11 protein-coding genes and 1 pseudogene are annotated in these 12,323 nt (G+C 74.2%); 3 read left to right on the forward strand and 9 right to left on the reverse strand.

Annotation, left to right across the window (positions count from 1 at the left end):
- Positions 1-29: 29 nt before the first annotated feature.
- From ACFXGI_RS31130 to ACFXGI_RS31145, 4 genes are read right to left on the reverse strand one after another with little or no spacing between them, the layout of a single operon-like run.
- The gene (locus tag ACFXGI_RS31130) at positions 30-647 is read right to left on the reverse strand and encodes an ATP/GTP-binding protein (RefSeq protein WP_384713961.1); all 618 of its coding nucleotides are present in this window, start codon (positions 645-647) and stop codon (positions 30-32) included.
- A gap of 13 nt (positions 648-660) precedes the next feature.
- Positions 661-1,065, reverse strand: a complete 405-nt coding sequence (locus ACFXGI_RS31135; RefSeq protein WP_384713864.1) for a DUF742 domain-containing protein — start codon at positions 1,063-1,065, stop codon at positions 661-663.
- Positions 1,062-1,562 carry a roadblock/LC7 domain-containing protein gene (locus ACFXGI_RS31140; RefSeq protein WP_384713867.1) on the reverse strand — a complete coding sequence of 167 codons (501 nt, stop codon included), beginning with the start codon at positions 1,560-1,562 and terminating at the stop codon, positions 1,062-1,064. The genes ACFXGI_RS31135 and ACFXGI_RS31140 overlap by 4 nt, the downstream gene beginning before the upstream one ends.
- Positions 1,559-4,717, reverse strand: coding sequence for a nitrate- and nitrite sensing domain-containing protein (locus ACFXGI_RS31145; protein WP_384713869.1), 3,159 nt, complete (start codon positions 4,715-4,717; stop codon positions 1,559-1,561). Before ACFXGI_RS31145 ends, ACFXGI_RS31140 begins: the two co-directional genes overlap by 4 nt.
- Positions 4,718-5,188: 471 nt before the next feature.
- Between ACFXGI_RS31145 and ACFXGI_RS31150 the strand changes: the two genes are divergently transcribed.
- Positions 5,189-5,962 (forward strand): protein phosphatase 2C domain-containing protein, encoded by a 774-nt coding sequence (locus ACFXGI_RS31150; protein ID WP_384713872.1) that lies wholly within the window; start codon positions 5,189-5,191, stop codon positions 5,960-5,962.
- 12 nt (positions 5,963-5,974) lie between these two features.
- On the opposite strand, the gene ACFXGI_RS31155 is transcribed toward ACFXGI_RS31150, so the two are convergent.
- The 5 genes and pseudogenes from ACFXGI_RS31155 to ACFXGI_RS31175 form a co-directional block, all read right to left on the reverse strand.
- Positions 5,975-6,427 carry a MarR family transcriptional regulator gene (locus tag ACFXGI_RS31155; protein WP_030859229.1) on the reverse strand — a complete coding sequence of 151 codons (453 nt, stop codon included), beginning with the start codon at positions 6,425-6,427 and terminating at the stop codon, positions 5,975-5,977.
- A 158-nt stretch (positions 6,428-6,585) separates the two neighbouring features.
- Positions 6,586-8,985: an endopeptidase La gene (gene lon, locus ACFXGI_RS31160; RefSeq protein ID WP_384713876.1), complete on the reverse strand. Its 2,400-nt coding sequence runs from the start codon at positions 8,983-8,985 to the stop codon at positions 6,586-6,588.
- Between the two features lie 108 nt (positions 8,986-9,093).
- Positions 9,094-9,849: a DUF4097 domain-containing protein gene (locus ACFXGI_RS31165; RefSeq protein ID WP_384713879.1), complete on the reverse strand. Its 756-nt coding sequence runs from the start codon at positions 9,847-9,849 to the stop codon at positions 9,094-9,096.
- 54 nt (positions 9,850-9,903) lie between these two features.
- Positions 9,904-10,458, reverse strand: a complete 555-nt coding sequence (locus ACFXGI_RS31170; protein WP_384713964.1) for a DinB family protein — start codon at positions 10,456-10,458, stop codon at positions 9,904-9,906.
- Positions 10,441-11,313, reverse strand: a pseudogene (locus ACFXGI_RS31175) (sulfurtransferase); the annotation flags it as partial. The pseudogene ACFXGI_RS31175 and the gene ACFXGI_RS31170, both read right to left, overlap by 18 nt.
- 150 nt (positions 11,314-11,463) lie before the next feature.
- Here ACFXGI_RS31175 and ACFXGI_RS31180 point away from each other — a divergent pair.
- Positions 11,464-11,964 carry a DUF6232 family protein gene (locus tag ACFXGI_RS31180; RefSeq protein WP_384713882.1) on the forward strand — a complete coding sequence of 167 codons (501 nt, stop codon included), beginning with the start codon at positions 11,464-11,466 and terminating at the stop codon, positions 11,962-11,964.
- On the forward strand, positions 11,961-12,305 hold the full coding sequence (locus tag ACFXGI_RS31185; RefSeq protein ID WP_384713885.1) for a hypothetical protein: 345 nt from the start codon (positions 11,961-11,963) through the stop codon (positions 12,303-12,305). The genes ACFXGI_RS31180 and ACFXGI_RS31185 overlap by 4 nt, the downstream gene beginning before the upstream one ends.
- Positions 12,306-12,323: the final 18 nt, after the last annotated feature.

Genomic DNA, 12,323 nt, shown 5'->3' on the forward strand with positions numbered 1-12,323 from the left:
CGGCTTTCGGCTTTCGGCTTTCGGCTGTTCTACGGTTCCGGCGTCGCGTCCAGCGCGTGGCCCACCAGCGTCACCAGGGACTCGACGACCGTGTCCCGGCTCCGCGCGTCCATGATCAGCACCGGCACGTGCGGCGGGATGGTCAGCGCCTCCCGCACGTCCTCGGGCTCGTACGGGTCCGAGCCCTCGAAGTGGTTCACGGCGACCGCGTACGGGAGCCCGCAGCTCTCGAAGTAGTCGAGCGCCGGGAAGCAGTCGCGCAGCCGGCGCGTGTCGGCCAGCACGATGCCGCCGATGGCGCCGCGCACCAGGTCGTCCCACATGAACCAGAACCGCTTCTGGCCCGGCGTCCCGTACACGTACAGCACGAGGTCGTCGGCGAGGGTGATGCGGCCGAAGTCCATCGCGACGGTGGTGGTGCTCTTGTCCGGGGTGCCGGACAGGTCGTCCGTCGGGGCGCCGGCCTGGGTCATCACCGCCTCGGTGCGCAGCGGGGTGATCTCGGAGACGGAGGACACGAAGGTGGTCTTGCCGACGCCGAAGCCGCCCGCGACCAGCACCTTGACGGCGACGGGGGCGCGGGAGCGGTCGTACTGCCAGGGCTGGACGGACTCGTCGTCCAAAGCGGCCTTGGCGTGGCCGGGGATGCCGACGGGCGGATCAGAGACTGCGAAGACCACTGAGCACCCTTTCCAGCAGCGCGCGTTCGGGTCGCCCGGGGCCGTGCCCCGTCCCGTAGACGCGTATCCGCCCCTGGTCGGCGAGATCGCTGACCAGGACGCGGACCACCCCGAGCGGCAGCTTCAGCAGCGCGGATATCTCCGCGATGGTGCGCATGCGGCGGCAGACCTCGACGATCGCCGGCATCTCGGGCATGCGGTCGTCGGGCTCGGGCCGCTGCGGCTCCGAGGCCCGGGTGTCGCAGGCGGCGACGAACGTCTCCACGTGCAGGACCTGCGTGAAGCGGGTGCGGCCGCCCGTGAGGGAGTACGGGCGGACGCGTGCGGGCCGGCGGTCGGCTCCGCGTATCGGCAACCGGTCGGTCGCCGAGGCCGTACTCCTCACGGGGTCTTCTCCATCGACTGGCGCAGCTCGCTGCGGACTTCCGGGGTCAGGACGTGGCCGGCCCGGCCGACGAACAGCGCCATGTGGTAGGCCACCACGCTCATGTCGCAGTCGGGGGTGGCGTGCACGCCGAGGAGCGAACCGTCGCTGATGGACATGACGAAGACGGAGCCGTACGCCATCGCCACCATCGTCTGCTTGACCGCCCCGCCCTCCATGAGCTCGGCGGCGCCCGTGGTGAGGCTGCCGAGACCGGAGACGATGGTGGCCAGGTCGGCGGAGGCGCCGCGCGGGCCCTTGGTGCGCGCGGGGCCCTCGCCGGGGGCGGCGGCCGCGCCGGCGGCCGCTCCCCCGGGGTCGGAGGACAGCAGCAGGAGCCCGTCCGAGGACACGACCGCGACGGAGTTGACGCCGGGCACCTCCTCGACCAGGTCGGTCAGCAGCCACTGCAGGTTGCGGGCCTGGGTGCTCAGTCCGTACGTACTGGGCGCGGTCATGTGCGTGCCTCCTGTGCGGTGTCCCCCTGGTCGGTGTCCTGTGCGAGCTCGGCGGCCACGACGCGCCGTCCGTCCCGCGTCCCCTGGTAGAAGCCGCCGAGCCGGCGTCGCAGTTCGTCGGCGTCGACGCGGCGGGGCGGCTCGGGCGCCCGTGCGGTCCCGGGGCGGGGCGGGGTCACCGTGCGCGGGGTGCGCTTGGGCAGCCCTTTGTCGGTGACGGCCGCCTCCGGCCCGGAGTCGGGGTGGCTCCCCTGGCGGGGGACCCAGTCGGCCTCGTCGGGCGCGTGCCGGTGGGGCTCCGCCGGACCGTCGGGGGCGACGGCGGTGGCGGACTCCCCGGGCAGCGTCGGTCCTGCTTCCGGTACGCCGGCCCGCGGGCCGGCATCGGGCAGCCGGTCGGGGGACGCCGGGTCGGGGTCGGGCTCCGCGAAGGCCTCCGGTACCGCGTCGGGGACGACGCGCGCGAGGAGTTCTTCGCCGGGATCGGGCTCGCCCGGGGCCTGCTCGGGGCCGTCGGCCGCGGTGAACACCTGGTCGGCGCCGGGCGGCTCCGGCTCCGTCGGCACCACCCGGGCCAGCAGCTCCTCGCCGGGGGCCGGGGGCGGTACGTCGGCCGGGGGCGGTACGTCCGCGGCGTCCCCGAAGCCGTGTCCGGCCGTGAACACCTGGTCGGCGGGCGGCAGCTGAGCGTCCGCGGCCGGGGCGTGCGCACCCGCGCCGGGCTCCAGACCCCCGGCCAGGTCCGGCCCGAATTCCGGGGCCAGGTCGGGGATGGCGTCCGCGGTCGCATCGGGACCGGAGGCCGGGTCTGCGCCCGGGGCCACAGCCGCACCAGCACCCGCAACGGCACCGTCCGGGGCGAAGTCCGCGTCCTGGCCGGGCGTCGGCTCCGCGGTGAGGGACTCGTCCGGGGCGTCCGGGTCCCACTCCATGCCCCGCAGGAGCTCCGCGTCCGCCTCCGGGCCCGGGTCCTGGAAGGGCTCGGGAGCCGGGGCCGCGGCCGGAGTCGGGGCCGCGTCGGCCGACGCCTCCGCCTCCCGCTCCACCGCCGGAGGCTCCGGCATGCGGCGCGCCGGGATCGTGTTCTCGTTCGCCTCCGCGATCACACCCGGCAGCCGCAGCTCCGGCACGCCCGGTGCCGGCGTGGCGAAGGTGTGCACCGGCGAGCTCGGCGGCGTGGTCGGCAGCAGCGCGGCGGGGACGACCACCAGGGCCTCCGTACCCGCGTGCCGCCCGGGGCGCAGCTCGGCGGTGACCCCGTGCCGGGCCGCGAGGCGGCCCGCCACGTACAGGCCGAGACCCAGGCCGTGTTCGGCCTCCGGCTCCTCGTCGTACGCCTCCGGCGTGGCCAGGCGGGCGTTCAGGGCCTCCAGCCGGTCGCCGGTGACCCCGATGCCCTCGTCCATGACGGAGAGCACCGCGTCACCCGAGTCCAGCAGCCACCCGGAGACCCGTACCTTCGCCTCCGGCGGCGAGAACGTCGTGGCGTTCTCCAGCAGTTCGGCGAGCACGTGCGAGATGTCGTCGGCCGCGTGCCCCGCGACCTGGGTGAACGGCGGGAGCGCCGCCAGGTCGACGCGCTCGTAGCGCTCGATCTCGCTGACCGCGGCCCGCATGACGTCGACCAGCGGGACCGGCGCGGGGCCGGCGCCGTGGCCGTGGCCGTGCTCCTGGCCGGCCAGGACCAGCAGGTTCTCGTTGTGGCGGCGCATGACCGTCGCCAGGTGGTCCAGCTTGAACAGGGTCGCCAGCCGGTCCGGGTCCTGCTCCTTGGACTCCAGCTCCTCGATGACCGCGAGCTGGCGCTCGACCAGCCCCAGCGTGCGCAGCGAGAGCGAGACCGACGTCGTCGACATGATGCGGCGGTGCTCTTCGAGACCGGCCCGCAGCTGCGTCAGCTCCTCCTCCAGCGCCTCGCGGCTCGTCGTCAGTTCCTGCTCCAGCGCATCGCGGGACGCGGAGAGCGCCTCGTTGCGGCCGATGAGCCGGCGCCCGTCGGCGTCCAGGCCCGCGATCCGGGTGTGCAGGGAGACGGTCTGGTCGCGGACCGCGTTGAGGTGGCGTACGACCTCGGCGAACTCGTCGTTGCGGCCGGTGAAGCGGACCGGCTCCACCGAGCCCTCCGGGGTCGCCAGCCGTGCTGCGCCGCGGCGCAGCACGGACAGCGGCCGGGTCAGCGAGCGCGCGACGGCCGTCGAGAAGCCGACGGCGACCAGGAACAGCAGGCCGAGGGCGGCGACCAGCGTCTCCAGCCGGGTCACGTCGTCGTCGCGCAGGGTGGCGAGCGCGGTGGCCCGCTGCCCGGCGAGGGTGGCCTCGACGGAGCGCATCCGGTCGATGCGGGCGGAAAGGGAGGGGGCCACGGCGGAACTGTCGAGCCGGCGGTCGGCCGCGGAGAGCGTGGGTCGTTCGGTGAGCCGCTTGAGGTGGTCGTCGGCCGTCTTGACGTCGGGGCCGGTGACGGTGGCGGCGAGGGTCTGGCGTACGTCGGGCCGCGCGACCCGGTTGAAGTCGTCGAGCGCGGCCTGCTCCCGTACGCGGGCCCGCTGGGCGGCGGTGCTGAGTTCGTCCGCGGCGGCCGTGTTGGAGGGCTGCTCGCCGCGGGGGACGGCCAGCGCGCCGAGCAGCAGTCCACGCGTGGCCGAGGCCTGTTCCACGGCCTGGCCGAGCGGGGCCAGCGGGCGGGTGGTGGCGAGGGCGGCGACGGCGCGCGGCGGGGTCAGCTCGGCGAGCCGGTCGCCCGGCGCGAGCAGTTCCGCGATGACGCCCGTGTACGCCTGCTGGGCGGCGAGGGCGCTGCCCTTGCCGTCGACGGCTTCGGTGCGGACGGCCTGGACGCGGCCGAGGGCGCGGGCGAGCGCCTCGTCGGCCTCGTTCTGGACCTCGGCGAGCTGGCGGTCGGTGAGCGCGGTGCGCTCCTGGACGGGGCCCTTCGCCTGGGCGCCGGGGCGGCCCTTGGCCACGTACTCGACGACGGCGTCGCGCTCGTCGCCGAGGAGGTGCGCCAGGGTGAGGGTGTGCTGGCTCTGCTCGGCGAGCGTGACCAGCTGCTGGGAGTCGTTCAGCTCCCGCGTCGCGGAGACCACGGCTGGGGCGCCGGCCGCGAGGACGGTGAGGCCGGCGACGGCGACGCCGATGACGAGCCTGCTGCGCACGCGGACGGGGCGTCCTGCGGGGGCTGGTCCGTCGGTGGCGGTGCCGTTCTTCCGAGACCGCTTCTTCTGCACCGGTGCTCGCAATCCTGTACGTGTGCTCGTGCTCGTCTACTCGTGTGGCCGAGGTAACGGCCGGTCAACAAGTAAACGCCCCCTGCCTCCTCGTACCGCCTCAGACCTTTGCAGTGTGCTGGGCGGAGAGTCTGACATCACCCACCCGGCCACTCGAACGAGTGAACATCACGGATGAGTTGGCAACCAACTCGGCGGTGCGCCTTCAGGGGGCCGCCATGGACGGGTGGTTGAAAGATCGGTGAGGGCTTTGGCAATATGCGCGCCCACAGCCGCCACGGGGGCCCCGAACGCCCTGTCGGCCGCGCGGGCGCCGCGTACCCGACGGACGCCCTATTGGTACGGACCTTTCACTCCGTCCCGGCCGGCCGGCCCGCGCGGGACGGGCAGAATGTCCGTATGCGCATCGACCTCGCCTCGGACCCCGGCGACCCGGAACGCCCCAACGAGGACTGGCTATCGGCGGCGATGCCCGCCGCGGGCGGTGGAGTCCTGGTCGCCCTGGACGGGGTCACCCCACCGGGCGGCGAGGTGGGCTGTTCGCACGGCGTGCCCTGGTTCGCGGCCCGGCTCGGGGGCCGATTGACCGAACTGTCCGGATCGCGACCGGACATGGCGCTGGACCGGATCCTGGCGGAGTCCATCCGCGGCGCCGCCGACGCCCACCGCGAAACCTGTGACCTTTCTCACGTGCGGACCCCGCAGGCGACGGTGGTGATGGTGCGGTGGGACGAGGCGTACGTGGAGCACCTCGTGCTCTCGGATTCCGTGCTGCTCCTCGAAGCGCCGGGCGGCGAGGTGACGGCGGTGCTCGACGACCGGCTGGACCGGATCCCGCGCGAGCTGCTGCGGACATCCGCCTCGGCGGACGCGCTGCGCAACGCGGAGGGCGGCTTCTTCACGGCGGCGGCGGACCCGGAGGTCGCGGCGCGGGCGGTGACGGGCCGGACCCCGCGCGGGCGGGTCCGGGCGCTGGCGGCGCTCACGGACGGGGCGAGCCGGTGGACGGACACCTTCGGGGAGGGCGACTGGGCGCAGTGCCTGGCGGTGCTCCGCAAGGAGGGCGCGCAGTCGCTGATCGCCCGGGTCCGCATCCTGGAATCGGACCCGGCCCGCCCCCGCGGGCGCGGCAAACGCCACGACGACGCCTCGGCGGCGTACGCGGAGCTGTAGTCCCTCCGGGCCCTACTCCGCGCCCTGGTTCAGCTGTCGAAGGAGCCGGGCGAGCTCCGCGACCTCTCCCCGGTCCCAGTCGGCGAGCTTGCGCATGTACTGCTCGCGCCGGGCCCCCCGTACGCGCAGGAACCGCTCCCGGCCCTCGTCCGTGAGGCCGACCAGGGAGGCCCGGCCGTCGGCGGGGTCCGGCTCGCGCGCCACCAGCCCCAGCACTTCCAGGGCCCGCAGCTGCCGGCTCATGGTGGCCTTGCCGACGCCGAAGTACGCGGCGAGCTCGGTGGCCCGCTGCCGCCCCGCCGCCTCCAGCCGCACGAGCAGCCCGTACGCGGCCGGTTCCAGCTCGGGGTGGAGCGCGCGGGCCATCTCCCCGGAGGAGGCCCTGGCGCGCCGGAGGAAGACGGACAGTTCCCGCTCCAGGGCAAGGAACTCCTGGTCTTCGCTTCCGTGCACGTCCGCTCCCATCGCTGATGTCCTGAGGCACCAGTATTTCGCAGCGCGCCCGCCACCGGCCCGGGACCCCGCCCGGGCGTCCCCCCGGACGGAGTCCGGGGGGACGGTCCCGGGCCGGTGGGGTCCGCGGGGAGTGGGCCCGGGCCGTGCGCGGCCGGCCGGTGGGCCGGTCAGGCGGCGACGGTGACCGGGACGGCGTCCGACTGGCGGAGGGCCAGTTCCAGGACCTGGCGCACGTCCGTCACCGGGTGGACCTCCAGGCCCGCCAGCACCTCGGACGGGACGTCGTCCAGGTCGGCCTCGTTCCGCTTCGGGATGATCACCGTGGTCAGCCCGGCCCGGTGCGCGGCCAGCAGCTTCTGCTTGACCCCGCCGATCGGCAGGACGCGCCCGGTCAGCGAGACCTCGCCGGTCATGGCCACGTCGGTGCGCACCTGCCGCCCGGAGAGCAGCGAGGCGAGCGCCGTGGTCATCGTGATGCCCGCGCTCGGGCCGTCCTTCGGCACCGCGCCCGCCGGGAAGTGGATGTGCACACCGCGGTCCTTCAGGTCGGCGACCGGGAGCTCCAGCTCCGCGCCGTGCGAGCGCAGGAAGCTGAGCGCGATCTGCGCCGACTCCTTCATGACGTCGCCGAGCTGCCCGGTGAGGGTGAGTCCGGCGGCGCCCGTCTCGGGGTCGGCCAGCGAGGCCTCGACGAACAGGACGTCCCCGCCCGCGCCGGTCACGGCGAGCCCGGTGGCCACGCCGGGGACGGCGGTGCGCCGCTCGGCGGGGTCCTGCGCGGACTCCGGGACGTGGTGCGGGCGCCCGATGAGACCGCGCAGGTCGTCGGCGCCGATGCGCAGCGGCAGCTCCCGCTCCCCCAGCTCGTGCTGGGAGGCCACCTTGCGCAGGAGCCGCGCGACGGACCGCTCCAGCGTGCGCACGCCCGCCTCCCGGGTGTACTCCCCGGCCAGCTTGCGCAGGGCGTCCTCCTCCAGCACCACCTCGTCGGCGCCGAGTCCGGCGCGCTCCAGCTGACGGGGCAGGAGGTGGTCGCGGGCGATGACGACCTTCTCGTCCTCGGTGTAGCCGTCGAGGCGGACGAGCTCCATGCGGTCGGCGAGCGCCTCGGGGATGGCCTCCAGGACGTTGGCGGTGGCCAGGAAGACGACGTCGCTCAGGTCCAGCTCCACCTCCAGGTAGTGGTCCCGGAAGGTGTGGTTCTGGGCGGGGTCCAGGACCTCCAGCAGTGCGGCCGCCGGGTCTCCGCGGAAGTCCGACCCGACCTTGTCGATCTCGTCGAGCAGGACGACGGGGTTCATGGACCCGGCTTCCTTGACGGCCCGTACGATCCGGCCGGGCAGGGCGCCGACGTACGTACGCCGGTGGCCGCGGATCTCGGCCTCGTCGCGGACGCCGCCGAGGGCGACGCGGACGAACTTGCGGCCCATGGCGTGGGCGACGGACTCCCCGAGGGACGTCTTGCCGACGCCGGGGGGCCCGACGAGCGCCAGTACGGCGCCGCCGCGGCGGCCGCCGACGATGCCCATGCCGCGCTCGCTGCGCCGCTTGCGCACGGCGAGGTACTCGGTGATGCGGTCCTTCACGTCGCTCAGGCCGGCGTGCTCGGCGTCCAGGACCGCCCGGGCGCCGCGGATATCGTACTCGTCCTCGGTCCGCTCGTTCCAGGGCAGTTCCAGGATGGTGTCGAGCCAGGTGCGGATCCAGGAGCCCTCGGGGGACTGGTCGCTGGACCGCTCCAGCTTGTCGACCTCCTTGAGCGCGGCCTCCCGTACCTTCTCGGGCAGGTCGGCGCCCTCGACGCGGGCGCGGTAGTCGTCGGACTCCTCGCCGTCCTTCTCGCCGTTCAGCTCGCGCAGTTCCTTGCGCACGGCCTCCAGCTGGCGGCGCAGCAGGAACTCGCGCTGCTGCTTCTCGACACCGTCCTGGACGTCCTTGGCGATGGACTCGGCCACGTCCTGCTCGGCGAGGTGGTCGCGCAGCCAGGTGATGGCGAGCTTGAGGCGGGCGACGGGGTCGGCGGTCTCGAGCAGCTCGACCTTCTGGGCGACGCTCAGGAAGGGCGAGTACCCGGAGTTGTCCGCGAGCGCGGACACCCCCTCGATCTGCTGGACGCGGTCCACGACCTGCCAGGCCCCGCGCTTCTTGAGCCAGCTGGTGGCGAGTGCCTTGTACTCCTTGACGAGCTCGGTGACCGACCCGGGCAGCGGGTCGGGCAGCTTCTCGTCGACGCTCTCGCCCTCGACCCAGAGCGCTGCCCCGGGCCCGGTGGTCCCGGCCCCGATCCTGACGCGGCCGACACCGCGGATGAGCGCCCCGGGGTCCCCGTCGGAGAGCCGGCCCACCTGCTCGACGGTCCCGAGCACACCGGTGCCGGCGTACTTCCCGTCGACGCGCGGCACGAGCAGCACCCGGGGCTTCCCGCTCCCGACCGCCGCCTGGGCGGCCTCGACGGCCCCCCGCACCTCGGCATCGGACAGGTCCAGCGGAACGACCATCCCCGGCAGCACGACCTCGTCGTCAAGCGGCAGCACGGGCAGAGTGAGCGTTACGGACGTCGAAGCCATGATCTTCCCTCCGGCAGTGAAGTTGAGCTATGCCGACTCAATGCATGTGCGCCGCCCAATGTTCCCCAACACCCGTTCGCCCCCGGCGAACACCCCTCGCCGGCGGACTCAGGGGGCGGGCTGGATGCGGATGTCGCCCGAGGAGGTCTGGACCTTGAGGTGGGAGGGGGCCGTGGGGGTGGAGGGGAGGGTGTTCCGGGTGCCGGAGCCGGTGGCCGTCGTGATCTCGTACGGGGCCGGAGGGACCCTGAGGGTCACGTCGCCCGAGCTGGACTGCGCCATGACCGATCCCGGCGGGCTCGCGAACGTCAGGCGCATGTCGCCCGAGGAGGCGCGGAGGTCGGCCGTCGGGGCGGTCAGGGCGGTGGCCGTGATCGACCCCGAGGACGTACGGACCTTCAGGGGGCCGGTGGTGCGGTCGGCCGTCACGTCGCCCGAGGAGGACGAGAGGTCCGCCCCCGCCACCCCGGTCACCGAGATGCGGCCGCTGCTGCTCGCGAGCGTGACCTTCGCCGAGGCCGGGACCTCCAGGCGGTAGTCGACGAAGCAGGGGGCGGAGCAGCCCTCCGTGAAGGTGAGGACCCCTCCCGACACCCGCTGGCCCGGCTTCGGCGCCGCGTCGCCGCGGTAGTGGACGGTCCGGTGGACCGTGACCCCCGGGCCCGCGCCGGGGCTGACCTCGATGGAGCCGCGCCGGGCGTCCTTCACCTCGACCGCCGTGACGGCCTCCCCGACCGTCACGTCGGCCGTCGCCGTCCTCTGCTGCTCGGCCTCCCCGAAGGAGCAGCCGTAGAGCAGCAGTCCGGCGGCCATGAGGACGACCACCGTCCGACTGAAGCGCAATGACGTGATGTGAGAAGGCATGCACACCAGTGTGGTGAGACCGGGCACCGACCTCGATGGGGGCCGTACCCGGGTTCAGACGCCGATCGCGCCGTCGATCCGCTCGCGCAGCAGGTCGGCGTGGCCGTTGTGGCGGGCGTACTCCTCGATCATGTGGATCAGCACCCAGCGCAGTGACACCTTCCCGCGCCATTCGTCCTCGGCCTCCACGTCCAGATCGGGCGCCGCTGCCGTGAACGACCGCGCGAACGCGACCTCGTCCCGCCAGGCCCCCCACGCCGCGGCGACGGCCCCCGGGCCGGAGGCCGCCCCGTCGAAGTCGCCGTCCGGGTCCGCCTCCGAGGAGAACAGGGCCGGCGCCTCCTGCCCGGCCAGGACCCGGCGGAACCAGCGGCGCTCCACGTCCGCGAGGTGGCGGACCAGGCCGAGCAGCGAGAGCGTGGACGGCTCCGCCGACCGCAGGGCCAGCTCCGCGTCCAGCCCGGCGCACTTCAGCTCCAGCGTCGCGCGCTGCGCCGCGAGGACGTCGGTGAGCAGGAACCGCTCGTCTCCCGTCGCGGGCCCGGCGAAGCGGTCTTCGGAGCGCGCACCGTCGAAGAACCGCCCCCGCCGGCCCGTCACCGCGGGCAGCTCCGGGCGCATGGCCCAGTCCGTCCAGGAGCCGTCGTAGACCGCCAGGCCGGAGTGGCCGGCGAGGGTGGCACCCAGGGCCAGGACGCAGGCCGTCACTCCCGAACCGCAGCTGAAGTACAGCCGCTCCCGGTCACCCGCCAACGCCCGGAAGACCTGGCGGAGTTCCCCGGCGGGCCGCATCAGGCCGCCGCGCTGGAGGTCGCCGAACGGCAGGTTCACCGCGCCCGGCATGTGGCCCCCGCGCAGCCCCGGCCGGGGTTCCGGGGCCGCGCCGGTGAAGCGTTCGCGCGTACGGGCGTCCAGTACGAGCGCTCCGGGATCGGCGAGGGCCGCCCCGACGGCGGCGAAGTCCACCAGCAGTCCCGGTCGCGGCCGGGCCGTGAAGGAGCCGGGCGGACCGTCGTACGCCGGTCCGCACTCCTCGACGGGCAGCCCGGCCGCGGCCCATGCGGGCAGCCCGCCGTCCAGGACGGCCGCCCGGTCGAAGCCCATGGCGCGCAGCATCCACCAGGCCCGCGCGCTGGAGTGGATGCCGGCGCCGTCGTAGACGACGACCGTACTGGTGTCGTCCACTCCGAGCCCGCGCAGCGCCTCCTCGAAGGCCGCGGCCGCGGGCATGGCGTGCGGGGCGGGGGCGTCGTGGTCGGACAGGGCGCCGTCGAGGTCGAAGGGCCGGGCACCCGGGATCCGCCGGCCGGCGCCGCGGTGGGCGCCGACGGAGGCGTCGAACACGACGAGCCCCGGCTCGCCGAGCCGGCCGGCCAGCCAGTCCGCCCCGACCAGCGGCGCGGGCGGGGCGGGTGGGGCGGGCGGCGCGGTCGGGGCGGACGCGGCGGAGCGGGAGACGGTCATGCGGCACCTCCGGGTGGGTCGGCGGGCCGCGCGGACGAAGGGGCCCGCCGCACATCCTCCTACGGGGCCCGAAGATGCCCGCAAAGCGCCTTGCCGGTAAGGGGGTTCGCGAGGATCCTGTGCCCTACATCCGGGCGTGGGGGGAGCCGTATGGCCAAGAGTGTCGTCACCGATGTCGTCGTCAGCCGAAGAGTCCTGTGGATCGGCGCGGAGGCGTATCCGCTGAACAACATCGCGAGGGCGACGACCGTCAGCGTCGACCCCCCGCGCGGGCAGGCGGTCGCGCGCTTCCTGAAGTCCGCCCTGACCGTGATCGTCCTGACCGTCGTCGCCCTCGTCGTGCTCCCGTCGGACTACCAGGACGCGGCGGTGGTGGTCGCGCTCGTGCTGCTCGCTCTCCTCGTGGTGCAACTGGGCGGCGTCGTCCTGGGCAAGGCGTACTACGCGCTGGTGATCGAGACCGCGGGTACGCCGAACACGGCGCTCGTCACCACCGACCGGGACCTCGTCCACGAGCTCGTGCGCATGATCATGGAGGCGATCGACAACCCGCAGGCCAGCTTCCACCAGCAGGTCACGAACTACATCGGCCAGGTCGGGGACAACTTCAAGGTCTTCGGCACCGGCAACGTCGGGAAGGCAGGCAATTGACCGGCAACGAGGACTTCCGGATCGGGCAGGTCGGCGACAACTTCCAGGTCTACGGAACGAACAACATCGGCAAGATCGGCACGCAGAACAACGCGCCGCAGGACCCGCAGGCGGCGCTCCAGGAGCTGATCAGCCTCATCGAGGTGCTGCGGGGACGGGTCCGGGAGGACGACCGGGCGGTCCTGGACGCATCCCTCGACACCCTGACCGAGGACGACGTGGAGCACGGCGCGTTCCGCCGGGCCCTGGGGAGCGTCTCCGGGGTCGCCCAGCTGGTCGGCGAGGTCGGCCTCCCGGTGGCCGAGGCGGTCCGCCGGGTGATGGCGCTCTTCGGCGCATAGGCGCCGAGGCGGACACCG

Source organism: Streptomyces sp. NPDC059355, from assembly GCF_042752335.1.
GTDB lineage: Bacteria > Actinomycetota > Actinomycetes > Streptomycetales > Streptomycetaceae > Streptomyces.